This is a genomic window from Nodosilinea sp. LEGE 06152 (genome assembly GCF_015207525.1).
Taxonomy (GTDB): domain Bacteria; phylum Cyanobacteriota; class Cyanobacteriia; order Phormidesmidales; family Phormidesmidaceae; genus Nodosilinea.
This window is the reverse complement of the sequence record NZ_JADEWR010000027.1, coordinates 63,017-88,476: the sequence shown is the minus strand read 5'-3', so window position 1 is coordinate 88,476 and position 25,460 is coordinate 63,017. Positions and strand designations below refer to the sequence as shown.

General features: G+C 55.0%; 25 protein-coding genes and 1 pseudogene. 15 read left to right on the top strand and 11 right to left on the bottom strand.

What is annotated here, in order from left to right; all coding sequences use genetic code 11:
- Positions 1-501: 501 nt before the first annotated feature.
- Together IQ265_RS26025 and IQ265_RS26020 are read left to right on the top strand one after the other, a co-directional pair.
- Positions 502-747 carry a DUF4258 domain-containing protein gene (locus tag IQ265_RS26025; protein WP_228038521.1) on the top strand — a complete coding sequence of 82 codons (246 nt, stop codon included), beginning with the start codon at positions 502-504 and terminating at the stop codon, positions 745-747.
- Positions 732-956, top strand: a complete 225-nt coding sequence (locus tag IQ265_RS26020; RefSeq protein ID WP_194059003.1) for a DUF2283 domain-containing protein — start codon at positions 732-734, stop codon at positions 954-956. Before IQ265_RS26025 ends, IQ265_RS26020 begins: the two co-directional genes overlap by 16 nt.
- Before the next feature lie 332 nt (positions 957-1,288).
- Here the strand turns inward: IQ265_RS26020 and IQ265_RS26015 are convergent, their stop codons facing one another.
- The 4 genes from IQ265_RS26015 to IQ265_RS26000 all read right to left on the bottom strand — a co-directional run bounded on the left by IQ265_RS26015 (position 1,289) and on the right by IQ265_RS26000 (position 3,180).
- Complete coding sequence (locus IQ265_RS26015) at positions 1,289-1,549, bottom strand: hypothetical protein (RefSeq protein WP_194059001.1); 261 nt, start codon at positions 1,547-1,549, stop codon at positions 1,289-1,291.
- On the bottom strand, positions 1,546-2,205 hold the full coding sequence (locus IQ265_RS26010; protein ID WP_194058999.1) for a hypothetical protein: 660 nt from the start codon (positions 2,203-2,205) through the stop codon (positions 1,546-1,548). Before IQ265_RS26010 ends, IQ265_RS26015 begins: the two co-directional genes overlap by 4 nt.
- 351 nt (positions 2,206-2,556) lie before the next feature.
- Positions 2,557-2,970, bottom strand: a complete 414-nt coding sequence (locus tag IQ265_RS26005) for an HNH endonuclease signature motif containing protein (RefSeq protein ID WP_194058997.1) — start codon at positions 2,968-2,970, stop codon at positions 2,557-2,559.
- The gene (locus IQ265_RS26000; protein WP_194058995.1) at positions 2,971-3,180 is read right to left on the bottom strand and encodes a hypothetical protein; all 210 of its coding nucleotides are present in this window, start codon (positions 3,178-3,180) and stop codon (positions 2,971-2,973) included.
- A 350-nt stretch (positions 3,181-3,530) separates the two neighbouring features.
- Here IQ265_RS26000 and IQ265_RS25995 point away from each other — a divergent pair.
- Together IQ265_RS25995 and IQ265_RS25990 are read left to right on the top strand one after the other, a co-directional pair.
- A pseudogene (locus IQ265_RS25995) lies at positions 3,531-4,147 on the top strand (Uma2 family endonuclease).
- 145 nt (positions 4,148-4,292) lie between these two features.
- Complete coding sequence (locus tag IQ265_RS25990) at positions 4,293-4,784, top strand: TM2 domain-containing protein (RefSeq protein WP_194058993.1); 492 nt, start codon at positions 4,293-4,295, stop codon at positions 4,782-4,784.
- Between the two features lie 163 nt (positions 4,785-4,947).
- Here the strand turns inward: IQ265_RS25990 and IQ265_RS25985 are convergent, their stop codons facing one another.
- The gene (locus IQ265_RS25985; protein ID WP_194058991.1) at positions 4,948-5,820 is read right to left on the bottom strand and encodes an MBL fold metallo-hydrolase; all 873 of its coding nucleotides are present in this window, start codon (positions 5,818-5,820) and stop codon (positions 4,948-4,950) included.
- 109 nt (positions 5,821-5,929) lie between these two features.
- Positions 5,930-6,319, bottom strand: coding sequence for a hypothetical protein (locus IQ265_RS25980; protein WP_194058989.1), 390 nt, complete (start codon positions 6,317-6,319; stop codon positions 5,930-5,932).
- Between the two features lie 414 nt (positions 6,320-6,733).
- Here IQ265_RS25980 and IQ265_RS25975 point away from each other — a divergent pair, with 414 nt between their 5' ends.
- Together IQ265_RS25975 and IQ265_RS25970 are read left to right on the top strand one after the other, a co-directional pair.
- The gene (locus IQ265_RS25975) at positions 6,734-9,355 is read left to right on the top strand and encodes a M1 family metallopeptidase (RefSeq protein WP_194058987.1); all 2,622 of its coding nucleotides are present in this window, start codon (positions 6,734-6,736) and stop codon (positions 9,353-9,355) included.
- A gap of 115 nt (positions 9,356-9,470) precedes the next feature.
- Complete coding sequence (locus tag IQ265_RS25970) at positions 9,471-10,544, top strand: toll/interleukin-1 receptor domain-containing protein (protein ID WP_194058985.1); 1,074 nt, start codon at positions 9,471-9,473, stop codon at positions 10,542-10,544.
- Positions 10,545-10,654: 110 nt separating this feature from the next.
- Here the strand turns inward: IQ265_RS25970 and IQ265_RS25965 are convergent, their stop codons facing one another.
- Positions 10,655-11,218, bottom strand: a complete 564-nt coding sequence (locus IQ265_RS25965) for a Uma2 family endonuclease (RefSeq protein ID WP_194058983.1) — start codon at positions 11,216-11,218, stop codon at positions 10,655-10,657.
- Between the two features lie 165 nt (positions 11,219-11,383).
- Between IQ265_RS25965 and IQ265_RS25960 the strand changes: the two genes are divergently transcribed.
- Together IQ265_RS25960 and IQ265_RS25955 are read left to right on the top strand one after the other, a co-directional pair.
- Positions 11,384-12,922, top strand: coding sequence for a phosphomannomutase/phosphoglucomutase (locus IQ265_RS25960; protein ID WP_194058981.1), 1,539 nt, complete (start codon positions 11,384-11,386; stop codon positions 12,920-12,922).
- Positions 12,923-12,931: 9 nt separating this feature from the next.
- On the top strand, positions 12,932-14,005 hold the full coding sequence (locus tag IQ265_RS25955; protein ID WP_194058979.1) for an AI-2E family transporter: 1,074 nt from the start codon (positions 12,932-12,934) through the stop codon (positions 14,003-14,005).
- A gap of 19 nt (positions 14,006-14,024) precedes the next feature.
- Here IQ265_RS25955 and IQ265_RS25950 read toward each other — a convergent pair whose 3' ends face one another.
- Both IQ265_RS25950 and IQ265_RS25945 read right to left on the bottom strand, forming a co-directional pair.
- Positions 14,025-14,858, bottom strand: coding sequence for a hypothetical protein (locus tag IQ265_RS25950; protein ID WP_194058977.1), 834 nt, complete (start codon positions 14,856-14,858; stop codon positions 14,025-14,027).
- A 117-nt stretch (positions 14,859-14,975) separates the two neighbouring features.
- Positions 14,976-15,293 (bottom strand): metalloregulator ArsR/SmtB family transcription factor, encoded by a 318-nt coding sequence (locus IQ265_RS25945; protein WP_194058975.1) that lies wholly within the window; start codon positions 15,291-15,293, stop codon positions 14,976-14,978.
- 88 nt (positions 15,294-15,381) lie between these two features.
- On the opposite strand from IQ265_RS25945, the gene trxA reads away from it, so the two are divergent.
- The 3 genes from trxA to IQ265_RS25930 all read left to right on the top strand — a co-directional run bounded on the left by trxA (position 15,382) and on the right by IQ265_RS25930 (position 17,759).
- Positions 15,382-15,708, top strand: a complete 327-nt coding sequence (gene trxA / locus IQ265_RS25940) for a thioredoxin (protein WP_194058973.1) — start codon at positions 15,382-15,384, stop codon at positions 15,706-15,708.
- Positions 15,709-15,946: 238 nt separating this feature from the next.
- A complete protein-coding gene (locus IQ265_RS25935; protein ID WP_194058971.1) occupies positions 15,947-17,041 on the top strand; it encodes an alkene reductase in 1,095 nt (364 codons plus the stop codon).
- Between the two features lie 154 nt (positions 17,042-17,195).
- On the top strand, positions 17,196-17,759 hold the full coding sequence (locus IQ265_RS25930; protein ID WP_194058969.1) for a hypothetical protein: 564 nt from the start codon (positions 17,196-17,198) through the stop codon (positions 17,757-17,759).
- 21 nt (positions 17,760-17,780) lie between these two features.
- On the opposite strand, the gene IQ265_RS25925 is transcribed toward IQ265_RS25930, so the two are convergent.
- Complete coding sequence (locus IQ265_RS25925) at positions 17,781-18,554, bottom strand: isoprenyl transferase (RefSeq protein WP_194058967.1); 774 nt, start codon at positions 18,552-18,554, stop codon at positions 17,781-17,783.
- A gap of 192 nt (positions 18,555-18,746) precedes the next feature.
- The gene (locus tag IQ265_RS25920; RefSeq protein ID WP_194058965.1) at positions 18,747-19,718 is read right to left on the bottom strand and encodes a ferritin-like domain-containing protein; all 972 of its coding nucleotides are present in this window, start codon (positions 19,716-19,718) and stop codon (positions 18,747-18,749) included.
- A 196-nt stretch (positions 19,719-19,914) separates the two neighbouring features.
- Here IQ265_RS25920 and IQ265_RS25915 point away from each other — a divergent pair, with 196 nt between their 5' ends.
- From IQ265_RS25915 to IQ265_RS25900, 4 genes are all read left to right on the top strand, one after another.
- Complete coding sequence (locus tag IQ265_RS25915; RefSeq protein ID WP_194058963.1) at positions 19,915-22,383, top strand: tetratricopeptide repeat protein; 2,469 nt, start codon at positions 19,915-19,917, stop codon at positions 22,381-22,383.
- A 155-nt stretch (positions 22,384-22,538) separates the two neighbouring features.
- Positions 22,539-23,600, top strand: coding sequence for a photosystem II q(b) protein (psbA, locus tag IQ265_RS25910; protein ID WP_194058395.1), 1,062 nt, complete (start codon positions 22,539-22,541; stop codon positions 23,598-23,600).
- Positions 23,601-23,786: 186 nt separating this feature from the next.
- Positions 23,787-24,122 carry a hypothetical protein gene (locus IQ265_RS25905; protein ID WP_194058961.1) on the top strand — a complete coding sequence of 112 codons (336 nt, stop codon included), beginning with the start codon at positions 23,787-23,789 and terminating at the stop codon, positions 24,120-24,122.
- 86 nt (positions 24,123-24,208) lie between these two features.
- Complete coding sequence (locus IQ265_RS25900; protein ID WP_194058959.1) at positions 24,209-25,045, top strand: alpha/beta hydrolase; 837 nt, start codon at positions 24,209-24,211, stop codon at positions 25,043-25,045.
- The last annotated feature ends 415 nt before the right edge of the window (positions 25,046-25,460 follow it).

The window sequence follows — 25,460 nt, the reverse complement described above, 5'->3', positions numbered from 1 at the left end:
TGTGTATAAGAGACAGCTCCAAGACCGTAGAAATGCTGGCTCACTCTGTTCGCTTGTTACTTCACTACCTCAAGTTCGGCGATGTGCCAGTCCCGTCAAGGTTCATCTCTTGATTCAGCAACGCCCACCCACCACCAACCCCTCAAATTCAAGGGCATTTCAGCTTTAACGGCGATCGCAGCCTGGCCCAGATTTACGTTGTCCGGGTTCTGCAAAGATGGGTCTGTGGTTGAATGTGACCAGAGTGAGAAAGATTGCCCTGCCACAAGTCTAGGCCCGTCGAGCATCAGGTATTTGGGGGGTTTGGAAGATACTCTAGGTAGTGTTTCCGATGGGTTGATGACAGCCGGGTAGGAAGGTGGGCAATGCCCTACGGTACTGGACAGAGCTTGCTTCGTTAGGCCGGGAAGTAAGGATTAGACCATGAGAGACAACTGGTTTGTGTTAATTGATTATTAGGATAGACAGGTTCGCCTAACCAACGAGCGATTGGAGCATATTTTGGCCCATCCTGAAATGACGGGGATGGAAACTCTGATTGCAGAAACCTTGCGGAACCCGCAACTTGTGCGCCAATCTCGTAGTGACGAAACCGCAGAATTGTACTACCGCTTTTATACTCAAACTACAATTGGAGACAAGTGGCTATGCGTAGTGGTCAAGTACCTGCAAGGTGATGCCTTTATCGTGACGGCTTACTTTACCGATAAACCCAAACGAGGAAACACTCTATGGCAAAGCACGTGAAGGTTTGGTTTGACCGGGAAGCCGATTTTTTAGAGGTTACGTTTTCTGATGCACCTGGGTATATGAGAGAAACCGCTAATGATGCGGTTATGGAGCGGGTAGACCAAGACGGCAATCTGTTGGGGTTTTCGATCTTGGCGGTGAGCCACTTGGCTCAATCAACGCCGCTAGTGGCCGAACTCTTGGCAGGCACCAAAGACGCCGCTTAGCCTCTCTTACTCAGGCGCTAAGTAGGGTGGGCACTGCCCACCACCCCATTAATTCACCCACCATCAACTCCTCCCCCTCAAACTCAAGGGCATTTCAGCTTTAACGGCGATCGCAGCCTGACGCAGGCGTTTTACGTTGTTGGATTCTGCAAAGATGAGTCTGCGATTGAAGGTGGCCAGGGGGAGAAAGATTGCCCCGCCGGAAGTGTAGGCGCGTCGACAATCGAGCATCGGGGGTAGGGGAAGATAATCTAAGGTAGGCTCCCGATGGGTTGGTGATAGCTGGATGGGAAGGTGGGCAGTGCCCACCCTACAATTACTGTCCGAAAAAATTAGTCAGCTTTTTCTTCTTCCAAGGCAGGTAATAATCTCTTAGGTTCTTCTTTCCCCTCTATCGCTTTCATCTCTTTTAGGACAAGCTGTGCTGATGCTTCTTCTAAAATTTCTTGGATTGTCATTGGCTGACTGATGCTCTTTAACTCAATACTCTCTTGAGTAGATTTCCAATCATCAATTGAAGGTATCCAGAAATTGTATATATCAGGCGCTAATCCTATCAAACCAAAAACACTGAATCCGATAAATCCGTTCAAGGTTCCAAAATGGGTTTTAACCTTTTCAACAATCGGGTTTTTCTGTCTTCTTGGCTGATCTTGTTCTCAATAATTATCCAATCGCCTATAAAGTCCTTTGTTGCTCTCTCTAGCCCTTCAGTTCCGTCTGTGTTATATCTTCCGATTGCTGCCAAGACTTCTTCAATTTTATCCAAGATAAAATTTCTTAACTCTCGTGAAAGACCTGAGCTTCCAACTTCTCTTTGAAGATTTTCAAATATTGACTTGAAACTATCTAAGTATTCTTTTTCTATTTGCAACTTAGGATATTGATTTGAATAGAAGGAAACCAATAAATTGAGCACGGTCAGAGAGTTCTTTTTTCTCAAGTGACTTGCAAACACGCTACACTTACTTGCCCAAACGTGATTATTTACAAAAACAGTCTTTATGTCTTTTATAACTCCTAGAAAATCTTCATTCTTTCTTATATTTTTTAGCCTTTCTGCTTCTCTTTCTGCTTCTCTTTCTGCTGAATCAAGTAACGTGAAAAATAGAGAAAGTTTATCGGATTGATTTTGATCGCATCCCATGACTTTCAATAAGATCGGACCCATTAATGTGTCCCCTTGGCATTCTTCTACTGCTTCTTTCAGTATTAGAGTGAGCCTTTGCAAGGCACTTGAGCTTTCCATCATTGTTTTCGACTTTTTACTGTAGCCTTATTGCTCACTGAATTTTAGCCAATATTTCTATTTCTAGCCGAGTAGAGTGAGCACTGCCCACCACCCTATTTACTCACCCACCACCAGCTCCTTCCCCTCAAACTCAACAGCTGTCTCCTTCCCTCCGCACCAGCATCCCCAATCCTCTCCATAAGAACCATCCCCAACAAACCGTCGAAAACTCGAAAACTTCCACTGGTGGGGGCACTCTACCAACCCATGCTTCACCGGGTTGTAATGCAAATAATTGATGTGCCCCACCCAAACAGTTTCATCGCGAATGGTGTGCTTCAAAAAACGTCGTTCTTTTGCTACAAACGCTCAAGACGGCGGATGACGTCCTAGCAGTTCCTCTTCTGTCCTAATAGCCAACATAATCGCACGGTTCAAATCTAAAGCTTCAACAGTTGCCCGACCTGTGGGAGTCAAGCCGACTATGCGAAAGCCCTCCCAAGCAAAATGCTCTTTCCAAACTTGCTGACGAGGACTAAAAACCAGAACTGTCAACCCTGTTTCTGAATCTTGCAACTCTTGCCGTGCGCCCTTCCTTAGAGAGCAAGACACACAAGCCAAAGCAAGGTTCTCAGCGGTCGTTTTGCCACCAGCAATGATAGGAATAACGTGATCAATATGAAAGGTGGCGACCTGCCCCAGTTGAGAGATTCCGCAATATTCGCAGCGGTTATCAGCTCGCTTGATAACCAGTTCACGCAGAGACGCTGGAATCTTAGTCATCTACGCTTGCTTGGTAACATGATGGGACCGGAGCCGCAGCAACGATAAAAACTCCGCCAACTCTACAAGCCCTTCTGCTTCCTGGCGTTCCGCTTGAGAAAGCTCCTGCCCCTCATCTTGACGATCAAGCAAAAGCTGTAATCGTTCTTGTACCGCTTGAGGTAATCGAAACTGGGTGAGTTCAACGGGGATCTCAACGACTTCCGCCATACAGCAATTCACCAGTGACAACTCTGCGATGGCTTTATTCTAGTCAGGAGGATGGATACTGACTACCACTCCAATGCTTGGTCTGCGGTTAAAGGTGACCAGGGTGAGAAAGATTGCCCCGCCGAGAGTGTAGGCGCGTTGATAATCGGGCATTTGGGGGTAGGGGAAGATACTCTAAGGTAGTGTTCCCGATGGGTTGGTGATAGCTGGGTGGGATGGTGGGCAGTGCCCACCCTACAGCGCTACAGCGCTTGTCTGCTAAGTCTCAATACATCAAACTATAGGTACTTCAACCCTGTGCTCTCCCTAGCCCATAAGTATCCGCGCTCGTCTGCATACGCCATATACCCATGGTCACTGTTCCCCTCCCCGATGCTCAGTTGATGACCTTTGCCGAGTTCATTGACTGGAAACCCGACAACCGCCGGTATGAACTTCACCACGGCACCCCGATTGAAATGCAACCTACTGGTGAACATGGGGAGATTATTTCCTTTTTGAACGCGGTGCTGGTGCTAGAAGTGCATCGGCTACAGCAGCCTTTTATGCTGCCCAAGCAGGCGCTAGTCAAACTGCCGGGGGAAGACACCGCCTACCTACCCGATGTTTTGCTGCTCAACCGTGACGCCCTACCTCAGGAGCCCTCTGGAAGAAGGCTTCAACCGTTACGCTAGGGACTTCAGTACCGCTGGTCGTAGAAGTCGTGAGCACCAACTGGCGCGACGATTACGGCAAAAAGCTTGTGGATTACGAAAGCCTGGGCATTGCCGAATATTGGATCGTCGATTATCTGGGCCTGGGCGGACGCCGCTATATTGGCAACCCCAAGCGACCAACGCTTTCGATCTATCGCTTGGTCGAAGATGAGTACCAGGTCAGCCAGTTTCGCGGCAATGAGCCTATTCGCTCTGAGCTATTCCCAGACCTATCGCTAACGGCTCAGGCCATCTTTGGGGCTGGCCAGTAAAGCTGCCCTACAACTTAATCGACGGCATTACGGGTCGGTTACAGGGACCGCACGCCAAAAAATCGGCTGTCTATAATGGCTCTAGGTACTGCTGCAGGTTGATTTTAGGTTTGCAGCCCCTAGCACCTTCAAGGACCAACCCATCATGGCACGAGCAAAAACCGAGACAGCCTACATGCTCTGGACGCTAGGTTTTTTGGGGTTCTGCGGGCTACATCGGTTTTATACCGGGCAGGTTGTATTGGGGCTCGTCTACCTGTGTACCTTTGGATTGTTTGGCTTTGGCCAACTCATCGACCTGGTGCTGGTGCCCGGTATGGTCAAAACCCGCAACGAGCAACTGCGGCGGCGATACCTGGCAGAGTGGGGCGACGAGGGCCTGGTGATGCCAGTGCCGATAGAACGAAACCTGGTCGCGGCCCAGAGCATTCCACAGACTCAAAACGACTCGATGCAGCAGCTGCTAAGGGCAGCTCACGCCAACGGGGGTAGGCTCTCTAAGGCGCAGGTAGCCCTGCACACCGGACTGAGCACTGATCGGGTAGAGGCCTTAGTTCGGGAGGCGCTGCGCTGCGGCTATGCCGATATCACCAACGATCCAGATTCTGGAGCGGTACGCTACGTGTTTGATGTGTAGAGACGGCGATGGCTCATTCCCTATCCCCAGTTCGGCGTTGCTGAATTGAGGCGTGAACTTGGGTAAGGGCAAACAACCGTAAAGCCTTTGGCTTGGCTGCGCCTATGCCCCTACGAGAGGCGTTGAATTTCTGATTCGTACCCTGGGTCAGCACTCCCCAACCCTACTGCGCCTTCATCCAGTCAATGCACTTTTGCATGTGCTGGCGCATGGTGGCTTTGTCGGCGTGGTGGCGGCGACCGTGGCCCGGCAGCACCCACTCAAAGTCGTAGGCGGCGAGCCTTTCCATCGATTTAACTTGCTCAGGCCAGGAATACCAGCAGACGGAGCGAAAGGCGTGGAGCTGATGCAGCCGTTCTGACCAGGCCAGGTGATCGCCAGTAAACAGGGCGCGGTTGTCGTACAGTAGCACCGTGTGCCCCTTGGTGTGGCCCGGCACCGGAATGATAGTGAGGTCGGGCGCTAGATCCACCGGGTCGGTGCCCTGGAGCTGAATTTCGACGGCTGCGGTGTCACGGCTAATGTCGTCGGTGTGGAGAATGCGCGTGCAGCCAAACCGCTCATGAAACTGCTGGTGATCGGCCACATCATCCTGGTGGGTGAGGTAGAGGTAGCGCACGCCGCCCAGGGTTTCGAGCTGCTTGACCAGGGGCGCGGCAAAACGGGGTGAGTCAACCAGCACGTTTCCCTCAGGCCGCTGAATTAAATAGCTGGCCGCCCCGTAAGACTTCTCGGAGTGGTAGCCGCAGTGGTAGACGTCCTCGGTAATGGCGATCGGAAAGCTGGCCTGGGCCGCCTTCATATCTTTAGGCGGCGTGACGGTACCGATGGAGGCCGTGGGGCAGGCCAGCACCGCTTGCAGCGCGGCCAGCCGTTCGGCCTCCGTTTTGGGCTGGTGAAAGACCGCCGACTGCTCGTCGTCGCGAGTAAAAATATCGGGGGCCATCCAGCGGCAGGTGTCGCAGTCGATGCAGGAGCTATCGACGTAGATATCTCCCTCTACGTTTTGGGGGCGGCGGGCGGTGAGGTGAGCCATGGTAGTTACCCATCAATAGGTTGAGTCTATCGCTGGGGAAGGGCGATTGCGGGGCAGTTGTAGGGTGGGCACTGCCCACCGTTGGGGAAACTGTTTGTTAAAGGTTGCCTTAGCCCCGGCCAAAGAGCCGCTTCAGCGGGTTTGAGGCAATTTGCCCAATGGGGGTGCGGCTGCGCTTGGCTGCCTGCACCGGGTCGTCAGCGGTGAGAATGTCAACGGCGCGATCGAACTGTTTGTCGCTGTCAGATCGATTGGTGCTGGACGCAAAGGTGGCAGCCGGTGCCTCGGCCTGGGTATCAGATAGCGCTGTCTGGTAGGCCTGGTTCAAGTTCGGTAGACTGGCCGCGATCGCAGGCAGTTCTAAAATTCGAGTTTCTAGGCTCTGACCAATGGCGTGGAGCTGTTTTTGCAGCCCCTCCGGCAATGCGCTGTCTTGTCGACCCAGGGCGGTAATAAAAGCGGTCAGCGTTTTTTCTTGTTGAGGGTTTAAATTAGGCATGATTATTAAGATGTAAACAGTACTGAAATGAGGGCGATCGCAGGGTGCTTTTGTAAGCAGCCTGACGCACTAAAGCCAACCCCGATGGCGCATTGGGCCACTTCTAAAACACAACCTGCGGCCCTGCTTAGATCAAGGTTCTTAATTTGAAAGTCTGGCTCTTTGATAGTAGGAAACTTTGTCAGCGATGATGGCGGTTCATGACATAAATCTCACCTTGGGCAGAGCCACCTTCTGTGCCGAATGGTTGATTGGCCTTGCTTAGACAATGTCACTCTGACTACGGTTTAGGTGTTACAGAGTACGATGGCTTTATAGCAGTCAGGGTAGACTGTTTGGCCGGGGTATCTGCGGCTCGGTAGCAGCGCCCCTTGACCCTGAAGCTTCAACGTCACCAAAAGGTTTATTGCACCCATGTCCACCGCTCACCGCACATTTCAGATCGAAGGCCTGTACGACGACAACAATGGGCATAAATCGTTTGAAATGCCGGGGGCCAAACCCCACTACAACCCCGATCGCCCTGGCCAGGTCGAGCACATCGCGCTGGACTTGAAGCTAGACTTGGACGCTAAAACCTGCGAGGGCACCTGCGAAATTCGCATCAACCCCGTGCGCGACGGCGTTAGTAACTTGACGCTAGACGCGGTGAACCAGCAGATTGAGTCGGTGACGGTGGGCACCGCCGGGCAAGACTTTGACTACGACGGCGAGCAGCTTCACATTCGCCTAAAAAATCCGACTGTGGCTGGGGAGAGCTTTACGGTGGCGATCGCCTACCGCCTGGTGCAGCCCGAGCGCGGCATCTATTTCATTGGACCCGACCAGCACTACCCCGATAAACCCGTCCAGGTCTGGACCCAGGGCGAAGACGAAGACTCCCGCTTTTGGTTTCCCTGCTTCGACTATCCGGGCATGCTCTCCACCTCAGAAATTAAGGTGCGGGTGCCCGCCCAGTACCAGGTGGTCTCCAATGGCGAGCTGATCGATGCCCGCGAAGACAACGGCCACAAGGTCTACCACTGGCACCAAAAGCAGGTGCATCCCACCTACCTAATGGCCCTGGCCGTGGGCGAGTTCGACGTGATCCAAGACCAGTGGCAAGACATTCCCGTTACCTATTACGTTGAGAAAGGCCGCCAGGACCAGGGCCAGATCACCATGGGCAAAACGCCGCGCATGGTGGAATTTTTAAGCGAAAAGTACGGCTACCGCTACGCCTTTCCTAAATATGCCCAGGTGTGCGCCGCCGACTTTATCTTTGGCGGCATGGAGAACACCTCAGTAACGATCTTGACCGATCGCTGCCTGCTGGATGAACGGGCGGCGATCGACAATCGCGGCTCTGAGTCCTTGGTAGTGCACGAGCTGGCCCACCAGTGGTTTGGCGATTTGCTGGTGATCAACCACTGGAGCCACGCCTGGGTGAAAGAGGGCATGGCCACCTATTCCGAAGTGATGTGGACCGAGCAGGAGTACGGTGCAGACGAGGCCGCCTACTACCGCCTGGGCGAGGCCCGCAGCTACCTGAACGAAGACAAGAGCCGCTACCGCCGCCCCATGGTCACCCATGTGTATCGGGAGGCAATCGAACTCTACGATCGCCACATCTACGAAAAAGGGGCCTGCGTCTACCACATGATTCGCGCCGAGCTGGGCGACGGCCTGTTCTGGAAAGCCATCCACACCTTTGTGCAAGACCACGCCCATAGCACCGTCGAAACCATCGACCTGCTGCGGGCGATCGACAAGGCCACTGGGCGCAACCTGCGGCCCCTATTTGACCAATACGTGCTGCGCGGCGGCCACCCCGACTACAAAGTCGCCTACAGCTGGGATGGCGACAGCAACCTGGCCAAAGTCACCATCACCCAAACCCAGGCCAAAGACGGCGATACCAGCAGCACCAGCGGCCTGTTTGACCTGCGTATCCCCATCGGTTTTGGCTATATGGGTGCAGAAAAATCTTCCCCGCCTGAGGTCAAAGCCTTCACCGTGCGCATCCACGAGCGGGAGCAGGCGCTGTTTTTCCCGCTGGAGAAAAAGCCTGACTTCATTAGCTTTGACGTGGGCAACCACTACCTAAAAACCGTCGAGCTAGAGTATCCCGTGGCGGAACTCAAGGCCCAGCTCAAGCACGACCCCGACCCCCTCTCGCGCATTGAGGCCGCGATCGCCCTTGCTAAAAAAGGCAACCTTGAAGCCGTCACCGCCCTCAGCGAAGCCCTCATCGACGAACCCTTCTGGGGGGTGCGGGCCGAAGTCGCCGAACAGCTGGCCTCTGTGAAGTTGGATCAAGCCGTAGAAGGCTTGCTGCTCGGTCTCCAAGACCCCGAAGCCCGCGTCCGCCGCGCCGTGGTTGAATCCCTCGGCGACATCAAAACCATTGAGAGCTACCGAGCGCTAAAGGCGATCGCAGAACAGGGCGACCCCAGCTACTACGTCGAAGCCGCCGCCATTCGCTCCCTCGGCAAAGTCGGATCTGCCGACCTGGAGGGCAAAAAGAAGGCCAAGAAAACCCTCCGGCTCTTGGAGAGCATTCTCCAAGAGCGCCAGGGGTGGAATGAGATGGTGCGATCGGGGGCGATCGCCGCCCTCAGCCAGTTCAAATCCTCCGAAGACGCGCTCGATTTACTGCTTCAGTACACCGAACCCGGTACTCCCCAGGCCCTGCGACTGGCGGCGATCCGCTCCCTCGGCGCGATCTCCAAAGCCCAGAGCAAGCCCAACGTGGAGCGCATTTTAGACAGGTTAGAGACCATTGCCAGCGAGTCGTTCTTCCTCACCCAAGTCTCTGCGGTGGTGGGCCTGAGCGGCATTGAGACCGGGCGGGCGATCGGCATTTTGCAAAGCCTCGCTGACCACACCCCCGATGGTCGTGTGCGTCGTCGCGCCCAGGAGGCCGTGCAGCAGGTTCAGAAAGCGATCGGCAAAGACAAAGCGGTGGAAAAACTGCGTCAGGAGCTAGACGATCTGAAAAAATCTAACCAGGAACTCAAGAGCCGCCTCGAAACCCTGGAAGCTAAGGCAAAATAACACCTTAACCGATTGGGGATCAACCTATGTCTATTGTTGGAGGCACTAGCAGCCCAGATAATTCAGGTTAAACTCTGATTGAGCAAAGGATGGAGTCAACCGGGGCACAAGACAAATGACGGATCAGCAGTTTGATGTTTTTCTGGCCCACAGCAGCAAAGATAAACCGCTGATCCGCTGTATTTACCACAAGCTTATAGATCTGGGAGTTCGTCCCTGGCTTGATGAAGAGGAGATTGCACCTGGCACCAAGTTTCAAGATGAAATTCAGCAGGCGATCGGACGCATCAAGACAGTAGCCATCTTTTTTGGACAAGACGGGTTAGGCCGTTGGCAAGCTTTAGAGCTAAAAGCTTTTATCACTCAGTGTGTTAGACGAGATATTCCTGTCATTCCTGTAATGCTCCCAGGAGTTGAAGAAATTCCTGAAGAACTGATTTTTCTTCAAGAATTTCATTCTGTTTTCTTTCGGGACGGAATCGAAGATGAGAAGGCCCTATTTTCTCTGGAATGGGGCATCACTGGAAAAAAGCCTCAAAGGAAGATTGAGAACTTGCAGGTAGTAATGGCCAACCCCCCATACTCAACAACCAACATACAACAGACCTCACCCAAGTCTTCATCCTTCAAAGAGCACAGTTTAGCAAATGAGATTTCTAACCTAGAAGGACTAGCGAAAAAATACAATTCCGAAAAAATTCTTTTCATTAAAAATGTAAAAAATCCACTAAGCGAATGGGCTTATCGATTACAATCCAAATCGGGAGATGAATCTGAAGACTTCTTGCAGCGACGTAATTTTGCAGTCATTCAAGAACCTAGCTTTGAATTGATGTGGCGACTTAGCGCTCATGGAGTTGACTTGCCTAAAGCTGGAGATGTAATGATTTTGCATCAACGAGCGAAGGTAACTCATCTCGTTGAGTTTTTAGACGAGCAGATTCGTGAAACAGATTCTGGCTATTTTCGTCAGGTTAAGGTTGTTTGGATGCCCACTCAGCAAGATTGGTACAGACTTCCCCATCAAAAGGAAATTTTAGGCTTTAGTCCAAGATATGCTGATGGCAATACCCATGCCCTACAAAGTCCTAACTTCTTAACCTTTAGGAAAGCTTGGGGAAAGTTGTCAGATTTTCAGCTCCATATCGTCAGTTGCTTGGAAAAACTTGAGTTAGAGGAAAACATCTAACTTTAAAGATTAGTTTCCCAGCTTTCTACACATAAAGTTTAGGGAAAAGATAAGCTTGTAAAACTGCTACTGTGCCTAAAGGTCTTTTAGCAAAATGCCACTAAGCATAGTCATCTAAAGACTTCGATTAAGGGAACGCTCAACCCCTCTAGTAGCGGAGACGATAGCATGTCGTCAACTAAGAGCGTACCGACCAACTGAAGTTGGGCTTCAGCGCGACGATAGACTTCCAAAGTTTTGAGCTGCCAGTTGACGATCCAATATTCCTGCACCCCGTAGCGCGAGTAGAGCTTGAGCTTGACCTCCTTATCACGCTGCTCGTTGAGGTCGCCGGGAGACAGCACCTCTACCATCAGTTCTGGGGCCACAATCAGGTGCCCCGCATCGTCTACGCCGTCAGCTAAGCGCGCCTGACTAATCCACACCACATCGGGAGTCACGGCGTCTGTAGGGGTAAAAATCACCCCTGGAGCCTGGAATGCAGAGCCCAACCCTGTCTGCTCAGACCAGTTTTCTAAACGTACGTGCAGCTTTCCGGCTGCACCCTGGTGGCGAATGTGTGGGGCACGGGTCACGTAGAGTTCTCCGTCAATAATTTCGTAACGCTTCCAGCCGCCGTCGTCAGGCATGGCGGCCAGATCGCGAGTAGTCCAGGGTTGGGAGTAGGCGACCATAGCAGTTACCAATGGGCTTGTTTCCAGTTTAGTGGCTTCCTCAAGGCACGCTGCTACCAAGGACTGAAATTTAGCGCTCTCAGGTGCAAAAAAGCTGAAGAAATCGGCAGAAGCCTGGAGTGGCTTCTATGGTGAAGGGGACGACAGCAGGAGCGATCGCCCCCTATGCCCCCATCCACCCTAACTACCCACTGGGCCACATTGCAAAACGGCTCCGACATTCGCGGCGTCGCCCTAGAGGGAGTTGCCGGTCAAACCGTCAACCTCACCCCTGAAGTGGTCGCCACCTTGGGCAAAGCCTTTGCCACCTGGCTGTCAGCAGAACTAGAGCATCCTTTAGACAAGTTGACCATTGCGATCGGGCGCGACAGTCGGTTGTCTGGGCCTGAGCTGATGGGGGCGGCGATCGCCGGTATGACCTCCCTTGGCTGTCGGGTGCTGGACGTGGCTATGGCCTCGACCCCGGCCATGTTTATGGCCACCGTACTGCCCGAGTTTGCCTGCCACGGTGCGATTATGATGACCGCCAGCCACCTGCCCTTTAACCGCAACGGCCTCAAGTTTTTCACCCGCCAGGGCGGCCTTGGCAAAGGCGATATCTCGCGCATTTTAGAGCTGGCGGAGCAGGGCAATTTTTCGACTGCGACAGCCCCCGGCCTGGTAGAAAGCCGCGATTTAATTGGGGCCTATGCGGCGGGTCTGGTGCAGCAGATTCGCCAGTCGGTCAACCACCCCGAGCACTTTGATCAACCGCTGCAAGGGCTCAAAATTATCGTTGACGCGGGCAATGGGGCGGGTGGTTTTTTCGCCAGCCGCGTGCTCGAACCGCTGGGGGCAGACACCACCGGTAGCCAGTTTTTAGACCCCGATGGCACCTTCCCTAACCACGTGCCCAACCCGGAAGATGCGGCGGCGATCGCCTCAATTTGCCAGGCCGTAGTTGCCCAGGGAGCCGACTTTGGCCTGATTTTCGATACCGATGTCGATCGCGGCGCGGCGGTCGACGCTGAAGGCCGCGAACTCAACCGCAACCGGCTAATCGCGCTGATCTCGGCGATTGTGCTGCAGGAGCACCCCGGTACCACCATCGTCACCGACTCCACTACCTCTGATGGGTTAACCCAATTCATTGAGGGTGACCTGGGGGGTATTCACCATCGCTTTCGCCGGGGCTACAAAAATGTGATCAACGAAGCCATCCGGCTAAATGAGGCGGGCCAGCCCAGCTGGCTTGCGATCGAGGCCTCAGGCCACGGCGCGATGAAAGAAAACTACTTTTTAGACGATGGCGCTTACTTGGTCAGCAAGCTGCTGGTCGAACTGGCCAAAGCCCGCCTGGCGGGCCAGCGCCTCACCGACCTGATCGCCACCCTGCAAGACCCCCACGACAGCCAGGAGTATCGGCTCAAGGTTTTGGCTCCCGAGCCCCAGGCCTACGGCGCGGAGGTGATGGCCCAGCTGAAGGCCTTTGTCGCTACCCAGGCTGACTGGGCGGTGGTGCCCAACACCTACGAAGGGGTGCGCGTCGCTTGCCAGTCGCCCGCAGAAAACGGCTGGTTTATGGTGCGCATGTCGCTCCACGACCCGGTGATGGTGCTAAATATTGAATCGAACGTGGTGGACGGGGTGGCTCAGATTGGCGATCGCCTGCAAGCATTCCTGGCAACTCTGGCAAACCTGGATATTTCGGCTTTAGAACGGTAGGCGGTACCTATGGTGAATTTTTCAAACTTGCCCAAGTGGGCGATCGCGGGCCTAGCATTCCCCTTAATCTGCCTCAATGGCTGGCTGCTGTACTGGATCGGTGGGCTGCTACAACCCGCCACCAGCATTGTGATTACCGCCAGCGTGATCGCTTTTCTGCTCGACTACCCCATCGACTGGCTAGAACATCGAGGCCTGGCCAGAAGCCTGGCGGTGGCGTTGGTGGTGCTGCTAGCTGTCGTGGTGACCACGGTTTTGGTCGTCTTTTTGGGGCCACAGGTGTGGCAGCAGCTCAACGACTTTGCCGAACGACTGCCTGGCTGGATCGATCAGGCTACAACGCAACTGCTGCTGTTAGAAGATCGGACTATCTTTCAAAACCTGCCCGTCAACCTCGATCAGCTGACGGTAGAGGCTGCCAACCAGCTCACCAACGCCCTACAAGCCACCACCACCCAGGCGATTAGCGTTACCCTCAGCACCCTCGACAGCGCGCTCAACTTGCTGATCACCGTGGTCCTGGCCATTCTGCTGGTCATCAACGGCGACCCGCTGTGGGAGGGTCTGCTGAGCTGGCTGCCAACCGCCTGGCGATCGCAGATTCGCAGTTCGCTAAGACCCAGCTTTCAGGGCTATTTTTCGGGGCAGGCTACCCTGGCGCTGATCTTAGCGGTGGCTCAGTCAACGGCCCTAATCTTGCTCAATGTGCCCTTTGGTCTGCTGTTTGGCTTAGTGATTGGCCTGGTCAGCATCATTCCCTTTGGGGGTACAGCGGCGGTGCTGGGGGTAAGTACGCTGCTGGCGTTTCAGGATATTTGGCTGGGCCTCAAGGTGCTGGGCGTCGCGATCGTGCTGGGCCAAGTTAACGACAACCTGGTGGCACCACGTCTGATGGGGGGTATCACTGGGTTAAATCCTGCGATTATCATCCTGGTGCTGCTGATTGGGGCCAAGTTTGCCGGGTTTTTGGGCCTGCTGCTGGCCGTACCCACCGCCAGCTTCATTAAAAAGGTTGCCGATGCCGTTCGCCAGCCGCAGATAGAGCTTCCCCAAAGCGGTGTTCTGGAGTCTAAGCCACTTTAGAGACACCTAAAACTTTTAACTACCTTGGGCAGGTTATTGTTTCTGTTTTATTTTGATAGGTGAATTGACCAGCTGAAGCATGAGTGTCGATATGAAAGCCAAAACTTGCAACACCAGTACCTGCCTCACCCACCACTTCTAAAGTCAGTTTTCCATTATGCCCGGAGCTTCCAGAATCAGAAATTACATAGTTCTTGCCAGAGGTTGGGGCAACAAATTCAACGCTGCCGACACGTTCTAGAATAAATTTACAGCTGCTGACTGATTCTACAACTTCCTTGTAATTCCCAAATTCTTGATAGGCCCATTGCTGCCGCGTCTCAGCAGAAGCAAGGGCACCAGGAAAGCTGCCATAGTGCAGCCAGATCAGTGTCAGGATAAATACAAATGGAACTAAAGCCCTTAGCAATAAGACCTTCAAATTTGAATTAGATCTGCGTCGTTTGAATCGGCAAGCAAATCGAGTTGCAAAAAAAGAAAGCAAAATGGAAAAAAGTGCAGTTGCAACGAACACCACCAAACTAAGCGGATATGGCACTTGAATTGATGGCTGAAGCGATAGCAATAGAATTATGATCCCTACACCTGCTAGCAAACCAGTCGTGCCGCCCAATGACAGAAAAGCTGGCTCAATTGCTGTTTCTTGGCGTGACGTTTGCTGAATCACCAGGGCCGTCATGTAAGAACCGAAACCGTATAGTACGGGTTGTGCAATTAACCATAGCCGAGACCAGCTAGGAATACTCATGTCGCGATAGTTGACGAGGTTGAAGAACCAGTCTGGTGGCACGCTAATGCAGGCAGCTACCAGCCCGCCCACCGTGACAAGCAGCGCAATCCTATTTTTTCCCATACAGCGATCGCTCCTCAGACAGTGGCGAGCCCTCCCATCTTATCGACCCCAACGACTGTGCCGGTGCTTTGGGAGAACTCTGGTGGAATAGCCGTCCTGGCTGTTTGCCCCTCAGCCTTAGCGTTCAACCTTTCCCCGAGCTGCCTGCAGAATTGTATCTAGCAAACCGGGGAATGCCGCCTCTAGATCGTCACGGCGCAGGGAATTCATGTGCTGGGTGCCCTGCTTGCGGCAGTGCAGCACCCCAGCCTCGCGCAAAATTTTGAAGTGGTGGGAGAGGGTTGACTTGGCTACCCCCAAATCGAGATCCGAGCAAGACAGCTCGTCATTGCTAGCCAGCCGCTGCACAATTTCGAGCCGCACCGGGTCGCCCAGAGCGTACAAAACTCCTTCCAGGGCAATGTCTTGGCAGTTGGGATGATGAATAGGTCGCATAGTTGCATTATGCCACGGGAGAGGCTATAGTTTGATTGTTCGAAGTTTTCGAATAATTGAAATTCGCCCAATCGGCGGAGGTGTGCCAATGTCCGCAGTTGCAAGTATTACCCAAGAGACGTTTCAAGCTGAAGTGCTAAAAAGCGACGTGCCTGTGCTGGTTGATTTTTGGGCTCCGTGGTGCGGTCCCTGCCGCATGGTAGCCCGTGTGGTCGATGAGGTGGCCCAGCAGTACGAGGGGCAGCTTAAGGTGGTCAAAGTCAACACCGACGAGCAGCCCGGCATTGCTTCCCACTACGGCATTCGCAGCATTCCCACGCTGATGGTGTTTATGGGCGGCGAAAAGATGGAGCAGGTGGTCGGGGCTGTGTCTAAGGCCGCTCTTTCTCAGGCTGTTGAGCCGTTTTTGAGCTAGTGAGCCGTAGCCACCCGTAGGGGCAAACGGTTGTTTGCCCTTCCTCGCCTGTGCCGCTATTGGACCTCTTTTGGCCCCAATCCAATAAGAGCGATCGCCGCTTGCCTGACCTGGAACGTCTTTAGGCCGTTGTCCCGCTTAGGCCCCGATTCTTGCTGGGGCAAACGCCACTTGCCCCTACATGATTCGTACGAACTTGCAGAATTCTTGAGTGCTAACCATTCTGAAGGAAACTCTCATGGCTACTGAAAAGAACCTGTTTACCCCGATCAAGCTCGGTGCCTACGAACTGCCCAACCGCATTGTGATGGCTCCTCTCACCCGCAACCGGGCTGGGGAAGGCAACGTGCCGCAGCCATTAAACGTTACCTACTACGAGCAGCGGGCTTCCGCTGGGCTGATCATCACTGAAGCCAGTCAGATTTCGCCCCAGGGCATGGGTTACCCCGCCACCCCCGGCATCCACAGTGCCGAACAGATTGCCGGGTGGCAACAGGTGACCGAGGCTGTTCACGCTAAGGGCGGGCGCATTTTCCTGCAGTTGTGGCACGTGGGCCGCATCTCGCACCCGTCGCTTCAGCCCGATGGGGCAACGCCCGTGGCTCCCAGCGCCCTTCAGCCCAAGGGGGAGGCCATGACCTACGAGGGTATGCAGCGCTTTGTCACCCCCAGGGCGCTTGAGCTAGAGGAAATTCCCGGCATTGTGGACCAGTATCGCCAGGCGGCCAAGAATGCTCTAGAGGCGGGTTTCGACGGGGTGGAAGTGCACGGGGCCAACGGCTACCTGCTCGACCAGTTTTTGCGCGATGGCAGCAACCACCGCACCGATGCCTACGGTGGCCCGGTCGAAAACCGCGCCCGCCTGCTGCTCGAGGTAACTGAGGCTGTGTCGGAAGTGTTTGGCGGCCAACGCGTCGGCGTGCGCCTATCGCCCAGCAGCACCTTCAACGACATGACCGACTCTGACCCCAGAGCCACCTTTGGCTACGCCGTTCAATCGCTGAATCAGTTCAACCTGGCCTACCTGCACCTGCTCGAACCCAGTGAGGCCGACCTGCGCTACAGCGGCACCCCCATCCCCACCAAAGAATTTCGCCCGCTATACGACGGCAATCTCATGGTGAACTGGGACTACGATCAGGAGTCGGGGAATGCGGCGATCGCCAGTGGTGACGCCGATCTGGTCTCCTACGGCAAGCTGTTTATCGCCAACCCCGACCTGCCCGAGCGCTTTGCCAAGCAGGCTCCCCTCAATGAGCCCAACCCCGACACCTTCTACGGCGGCGGGGCCGAAGGGTACATCGACTATCCTGCGCTGGTAGAGGTGGCCTAGGGCTGAAGCGCAAACCGCCGCTCTCATTGGCGGTGGACCAGGTTTTCACAAGACTTGGTCCACCTTCGGCTGAGCAATTGGCTCAGCAACAAATAGTTCAACGTGTACGTCTTTCGGTGTAGTTTGCATGAAACTACTGAGAGGAAGCGCACCGATGAGAGCGGCAAGAATTCTTTTGGCGGGTATGGTTGGGCTGTCTAGTGCGATCGCCTTCTCTGCCCCCAGCCGGGCCGATGAGTTTACTTGCCGAGGCAACCTGGGCAACACCACCGTCGAAAACCTGCGGGTACCCGATGGCGCTACCTGCACCCTCAACGGCACTCGCGTGGAGGGCAATATTACCGTCGAGTCGGGGGCGGTGCTGGTCGCTCGCAGCGTGCGCGTCGGGGGCAACATTCAGGCTGAAAACGCCAACCAGGTGACGGTTAATACCCGCTCTCTGGTGACAGGCAACATTCAGATCAAGCAGTCGGGTGCGGCGATGGTGGCTGACAGCCGCATTGGCGGCAACCTGCAGTTTGAGGAGAATACGCGATCGCTGCTTAGCCAGGGCAACACCATCGGCGGCAACCTCCAGGCCTTTGAGAACGCAGGCGGCCTGCGCGTATTTAGCAACCGCATCAACGGCAACCTGCAGTGCAAGGAAAACAGCCCGGTTCCCAGCGGCAACGGCAACGTGGTGCGTGGCAACAAGGAAGACCAGTGCGCCCGGTTCTAGGGTTTAGGCAGGGTTTCCCCCCTAAGAACCCTGCGCTAGCGGTGTCGGCGCGAGGCCACCAAAGCGTCTTTGCCGTCGTTGGTACCACTGCAACGCCTGGTGAAAAGCCGCGCGATCGAACTCTGGCCAGAGTAAGTCAGTAAAGTACAGCTCCGTGTAGGCCAACTGCCAGGGCAAAAAGTTGCTCAGCCGCTGTTCGCCGCTCGTGCGAATCAGCAGATCGGGGTCAGGTAGCGGGTACGTCAGCAGTGCACGGCTTAGGGACTCCTCATCCACCTGCTCCAGGGATAGGGCACCGCAGGCCACCTGCTGAGCAATGTGGCGAGTAGCCGCTACCAACTCCTGGCGTCCGCCATAGTTGACTGCCACATTAAACTGCACGCGCTGATTGGCGTGGGTCACAGTCATCGCCTCCTGCATCAGGTCTTGCAGCCGCTCCGGCAGCGGCGACAGGTCGCCCAAAAACTGAATTCGCACGCCCTCGCGCTGCATTTCAGCCAGTTCGCGGCGCAGCAGCCGGTCAAACAGGCGCAGCAAAAAGGTGACTTCTTCCATCGGTCGCCGCCAGTTCTCAGTCGAAAAGGCATAGACCGTCAGCGCCCCAATACCCCAGTCCTTGCAGCAGCGCAGCAGGTCTTTCACCGTTTTGGCCCCCTGGCGATGACCCGCGATGCGAGGCATACCCCGTTGCGTGGCCCAGCGCCCGTTGCCATCCATAATTACCGCTACATGGTTGGGCAGGGCTTTGGGATGGAGGTCAGTGGGCAGGGTTGAATAATTGACGGGTTGAATCATGGGATTTAAACTCCTCAAAGGCTTAAAGGTGGGTTAGGGTTCAAGCACCTCTGCAGGTCGCTCCAGAATTTGCCTTGGGGCCACATGCACCGTCTGAGAGATGTTGTTCGTGGGCGGTGCATTGCGGCTCGATTATTGGGTGGTAGAAGGCATGGGCTTTTTGGGCGCGCGTAGGCGGAGCCGTGCCTCACCCTACGCATGGGTGGGGTTGGGGCCAAATAAAGCGGTTAGATAGGCGGGCGTTAACGATCGCTCCCACCGCCATAGCACCCGCATCACCTGGTCAAAGGTGTAGAGCAGGGTGAGCCGATGGCTGAAATTCCATTGTTCCCAGGCCAATTCTGTTGTCATGCGGCGCAGGGTATGAATCAGGCTGCCCTGAAGATTGGGCTGTCGCCACTTTTGCACCATCGCTTGAAATAGGGTACCGACAATCATCCCCAAGCTGGTTTCAGGATAGGCCCAGCGGCCAAAGCCCCAAAACTTGGTCATGTGGTTGATTTCGTCGATCAGCAGTTCGCCCAGCACCGCCTGGAGTGGGCCGGTGGTGTAGGCCATCATCCACAGGTAGAGGCAGGCGGCTCCGTACTCGGTGGCGATGCGGTGCAGCCCGTGGCGGTAGAGGTCGGCGCGGGGATTTCCACTGGGGGTGTAGGGCCGGGCTGAATGGGGCACAGGATCTGGAGCCTTCCCCGTCAGCTTTTTGTACAGGGTAATCAGCGCCGGGGTGTGGCGCTTTTCTTCTCGCTCCCACAGGCCTGGGGCGACAACCTGCCCGTCCCTATCCACGATGCCCCCGACGAACTGGGCCATTTGAGGGTAGAACTGCTCTAGGTACTGGCGGCTGGCTTGGGTGTAGCCGCGAATGGGGGCCTCGGTGTTAATGGTGCCCAGCAGAATGGCGCAGAAGGTGTCTAGGGAGATGCCGCTGACCTGCTCGGGAGAAATATCGGCCCAATTCACCGGGTTCCAGCGGCGGGGCTGGGGATGGTGGAACTGATGGGGCAGGTCGGCAAGGCGATCGCCCAAACACTCCACCGTTACATACCGCTGGGTTAGAGCCGCAATTCGCTGTTTTGCCAACCCAGGATTGGGGCAAACCTGCCAGGGGCCAGCCAAATCATCCTCAAGGACTGTTGGTGGTGACAAACGTGTAGCAGTCATATTTGATACCCTTTGCATGGGCTATGGTTGGGTACGTTCACCATAGCCTTGGGGACTGCCATCGTCGGTCGGCCAGAGTCGGCGATCGCGCTACAGCCCAACGATCCAATGGCGGAAAAAGGCGGAAACTGTCTACCGAGGATGAAAGAAATCTAAATCTCGGCTAGAGTTGTGGCCGTGGAGGATACACACGGCCATGGCATCAGATGCGGTAGAACTGGCAGACCGGCTTGTCTTCACCGTCACCGGACGGCATCTGAACGATTTGCAGCGCACCATTCTGCGCCAGGTGTGGCAGGGGCAAAAGTACCTCGACATCGCCAACACCGCCGGATACACCGAGGGCCATATAAAAGATGTGGCCTACCAAATGTGGCGGCTGCTCTCAAAGGTAACCGGGGAGAAGGTAACCAAATCTACCCTCAAGTCGGCCCTGAAGCGATCGCTGCTCAAGATGGGCATCGATGTATCGGGGGCCAGTGCTGCCCTCGGCTTTACAAATTCGGCGGGGCAGCAGGAGGTGCTGCCTTTGGCCCCTTGCGATGGGGAACAAACTACTTCGACCACCCCCACAAACCCCAGCTTTGTGGGGCGGCAGGAGGCGATCGCTCACCTCACCACCCTGATCGCCCAGGGCGATCGCACTATCGTGATCCAGGGCGAAGGCGGCCTCGGCAAAACCACCCTGGCTCAGCACTTTTTGGCGCGGCAGCCGGTAGATCTCACCCTGGAACTGCTGATGGCCAAAGACCCCGCCGACATCACCCCCGTGGAGTGGGTGGTCGAGGAATGGCTGCGGCAGGATTTTGGCGTTGAGCCGGGGCGCGAGTTTGGGGTGACGCTCGATCGCCTGCGCCGCCAACTGCGCCAGCAAAACGTTGCCATACTAATAGACAACCTGGAACCTGCCCTCGATGCCCAGGGTAAATTCATCACCGCTCACCGCCGCTATGGGGAACTGCTGCGGGTGCTGGCCGATCATCGCGGGCAAACGCTGACCCTGATGACCAGTCGCGATCGCCTCTGCGAACCTGGCCTTCCCATCGCTCACTACCGTCTGCCAGGGTTGGGCCTCGCCGCTTGGGCCACCTACTTCGCCCACCGGGGCATTCCTGAGAATGGGGATGTGTTGGCCGCGATGCACGGTGCCTACGGCGGCAACGCCAAGGCCATGGAAATCCTCGCTGGTGCTGTCCAGGCCGACTTCGAGGGCAGCCTCACACTTTACTGGCAAGCCCATAGTCAAGATTTACTCGGCCCCGTAGATCTTAAAAACCTGGTCGAGAGCCAAATCCATCGCCTGCAAGCCCTCGACCCAGATGCCTATCGCTTGTTCTGCCGTCTGGGCGTCTACCGCTATCAGGATGTGCCGACTATTCCTTGGGAATCGGTGCAGTGTCTAATGACCAACATTCCTGCCGCGCGCCACCAGGCGATCGTCACCTCCCTGCGCAACCGCTCGCTGCTGGAGTGCCGCCAGGGTTGCTACGGGCTGCATCCGGTAGTGCGAGCCGGGGCCTTAGCCCATCTCACCGCCGATGTTGAAGACTCTAACGAGTGGGAATCGGCCCATCGTGCCGCCGCTCGATGCTGGAGCGATCGCATCCAGCGCATCTGCACCCTTGATGATGCCATTCAAGCGCTGGAAGCTTACTACCACTACGTTGCGATTCAGGACTACGGCGCAGCGGCAAGGGTGATTCTCCACAGCCGCGATAACCAGTGGCAGCAGTTTTTGCCCCTAGGCAGCACCCTCTACCGCATGGGCCTAGTGCAGCCTGTCACCGAGGCGATCACCGCCATTCTCGACCACATTCCGACAGGAAATGCCGACGCTAGCGAGCTAGCCAATATTTTAGGCGACCTGTACTGGATACAGGGGCGACTGGGGGATGCGATCGCCTGTCAGCAGAATGCCATGGCGATCGCCCAAACCTGTCTGCAAGCCGAAACCCCCGCTCCCGCTACCCACCGCTGCTACTACCTCACCATGCTCGTGGTCGACTCCCAGCTCAGCCTCGGTCTCTACCATTTAGACCTGTGGGATCTACAGGCAGCCGCTACCTGGTTTGAACAGGTGATCGTCACCGCCACCGGCACCCGACACCAGCCCTGGGCCGACAAAGCCACCACCTGTTTGGCCCTAGTGCGTTCCTACCAGGGCGGGAAAGAATCTGCGAAAACCCTGGCTAACTCAGTAATTGGGCAGGTTCGAGGTCGAGGCCAGAGCGGCCGCCACGCCTTCTTCGTGCAGCTTTTGGGTCACACCTATCTCAACCTAGGCGATCTCGATACGGCTGCATCCCTTTTTAATCAAGCCATTCAGGCCGCAGAGTCAGGACACTACCCACAAATTAAGGCCAATGCGCTGGTCGGGCAGGGGCGACTGAAGGGGCAGCGAGGGAATTTGGCTGAGGCGGTGGAGGATTGTCAAAGTGCGATCGCCCTGCTCGATGAAGTGGGTGCCCACGGCGATTTGGCGTTAGCCCATCTGCAGTGCGCCCTCACGTTAGCCGACCTACCCATGTACCTTTGTGAAGCTCAGACACACCTTTGTAACGCTCTGGATCTATTTGAATCTATCCCAGCTCCCCACCAGGTCGCTAGAGCCAAGCGAGCCTGGGCCAAGCGTTTGAGCCAAAACGAAAGCCCCGTAACCAATTGAGCAAACTATCTGATGGGCAATTGCCGACTCATTTCGGAGGGTTATCTACCCCAGGGTGTTTACAATCTGCAACATTTCCGTTAATGTAATGACATACATACCCCGCTTGTCCCTTGGGACGGGCATTCAGCAAACCTAACTGCACTTATTTCATCATGACTACGACGTTACAAAGACAACAATCTGCCTCCCTGTGGGAGCAGTTTTGCCAGTGGGTGACCAGCACCGAGAACCGCCTGTATGTGGGCTGGTTCGGCGTACTGATGATCCCCACCTTGCTCGCTGCGACCGCCTGCTTCATCGTTGCGTTTATCGCCGCTCCTCCCGTTGACATCGACGGCATCCGTGAGCCCGTTGCTGGCTCTCTGATGTACGGCAACAACATCATCTCCGGTGCGGTTGTGCCTTCGTCTAATGCTATCGGTCTGCACTTCTACCCCATCTGGGAAGCCGCTTCCCTCGATGAGTGGCTGTACAACGGTGGCCCCTACCAGCTGGTAATTTTCCACTTCCTCATTGGCGTCTTCTGCTACATGGGACGTGAGTGGGAACTGAGTTACCGCCTGGGCATGCGCCCCTGGATCTGCGTGGCCTACTCTGCCCCTGTGGCGGCGGCCTCTGCAGTGTTTCTGATCTACCCCTTGGGTCAGGGTTCCTTCTCCGACGGCATGCCCCTGGGCATCTCGGGCACCTTCAACTTCATGCTGGTGTTCCAGGCTGAGCACAACATTCTGATGCACCCCTTCCACATGCTGGGTGTGGCTGGTGTGTTCGGTGGTTCGTTGTTCTCTGCCATGCACGGTTCGCTGGTGACCTCGTCTCTGGTGCGTGAGACCACCGAGACCGAGTCGCAGAACTACGGCTACAAGTTTGGCCAGGAAGAAGAGACCTACAACATCGTTGCGGCCCACGGCTACTTCGGTCGTCTCATCTTCCAATATGCCAGCTTCAACAACTCTCGTTCACTGCACTTCTTCTTGGGTGCATGGCCTGTGATTGGCATCTGGTTCACGGCGCTGGGCATCAGCACGATGGCGTTCAACCTGAACGGGTTCAACTTCAACCAGTCGATCCTTGACTCTCAGGGTCGAGTGATTGGCACCTGGGCTGACGTGATCAACCGTGCGAACCTGGGTATGGAAGTGATGCACGAGCGCAATGCTCACAACTTCCCCCTCGACCTGGCTACGGCTGAGGCTCCTGAAATCATCGGCTAGTCTTGACTGACTAATCCATTGATTGATTAGGAAAAGAGCGCTCCCCTTGGGGGGCGCTCTTTTGTTGTGTCATACCAAATCCGAGTCACACAACCCCGATTCGTAATCGGTACCTCGTAGGGAGCATTGCACTGCAATGCCCCTACAAATCGGAGGTATACAGACAGGATTTGGTATTACACGCTGGTGGCATCGGTCGCCAAGTGGCGGCACAACCACTATATGGTCGAGAAGCAGAAGGCTAAGCCGCAACTGGTTCTGACCGACCTCGACTGGTTGATCGTACGCCCGTCTGCGCTGACAAACGAGTCTGGGTTGGGCCTTGCCAAGATCTTCACCGAAATCGCCTGCGTCGTTGCTACAACCGTTGTGGAGCCTCTGCAAACTCCTACCCTTAACCGGTTGATCTTGGAGCTGACCAGTGGGGGCATGGCGATCAGCGAGGGGATTAGTGCATTGGCCATTGACTTGGCGGCGGCGGCTGAGAAACTTATTGCGCAAGAATTTGAGAAAACACCCTAAGAATCTGAAAGAAACCGAGCATTAGAACTTACTACACTCAGGTCGAGTCAGACAGGAATTTAATGCGTTATCCATAGGAGATTGCAATGCCCTACGTTACTGTCGGTCAAGAAAATTCTGCAACTATCGACCTCTACTACGAAGATCTTGGGACAGGTCAACCGATTGTTCTCATTCATGGATTTCCCCTCAACGGGCATTCCTGGGAGAAGCAGGTTTTGGTGCTGCTGGATGCGGGCTATCGGGTGATTACCTACGATCGCCGAGGATTTGGTGCTTCTAGCCAGCCTTCGTTAGGCTATGACTACGATACCTTTGCAGCCGATCTGAACGTGCTGATGACCAAGCTTGACCTGCAAGATGCTGTGCTGGTTGGCTTCTCAATGGGAACAGGCGAAGTCACGCGCTATCTTGGCAAGTATGGCTCAGAGCGGGTGCAAAAAGCCGTGCTGATGGCTCCCGTACCGCCTTTTTTACTGAAGACCGATGATAATCCTGAAGGCGTTGACCAAAGCGTTTTCGATGGCATTATGAAAGCGATCGTTGAAGACCGTCCGGCCTACTTTTCTGCATTTTTCAGAGAATTCTTTAATGGGGATGTGCTGCTGGGCGATCGCATCAGCAATGAGGCAATTCAGGCAAGCTGGAATGTGGCAGCAGGGGCTTCTGCTAAAGGGACTTTAGATTGTGTACCGTCCTGGCTCACCGATTTCCGTGATGATTTGCCCCGCATTGACGTACCAACTCTGATTATCCATGGCGATGCCGATCGCATTTTACCGCTGGAGTCTACCGCAGCAAGACTGCCAAAGCTAATTAAAAACAGTGAGCTTGTAGTAATTCCTGGCGGGCCGCACGCCATCAACTGGACTCACGCCGACCAAGTCAATCCCGCGTTGCTGAACTTTCTGCAGCAGGAATAATCAGTGACTCGGCGCATGTCTGACTAGTTTCTACCCGCCGCTTGAGCGCAAGATTCCGGTGGTCTGCGCCGCAAATATCGGACGTGCCGTTGCCCTTACCTACAGGTGAAATATTAACCATGTTCAAGCTATCCTCTAAAATCTCTGTCTTGTTAGTTACGATTACAGCGTTGGTGCTGGTTTGTTTACAATCTTTTGGGGCAAAACCTGCGCTATCTGAAACGTCTGTAGCCTCTCTAAACCAGTCAACGCTTGTTGCAACTGCTGCTCTTCCCCCTGACCTTGTTCAGGCTGTTTTAGGAGGCAAACCTGTTTACGTACTGAATGTAACCAGAACCGAAGACACCGTTCTAATCCGCTGTTATCCCGGCTATGAACCCACGATCGCTGTTCGAGCAATGGGAAGTAATCCCAA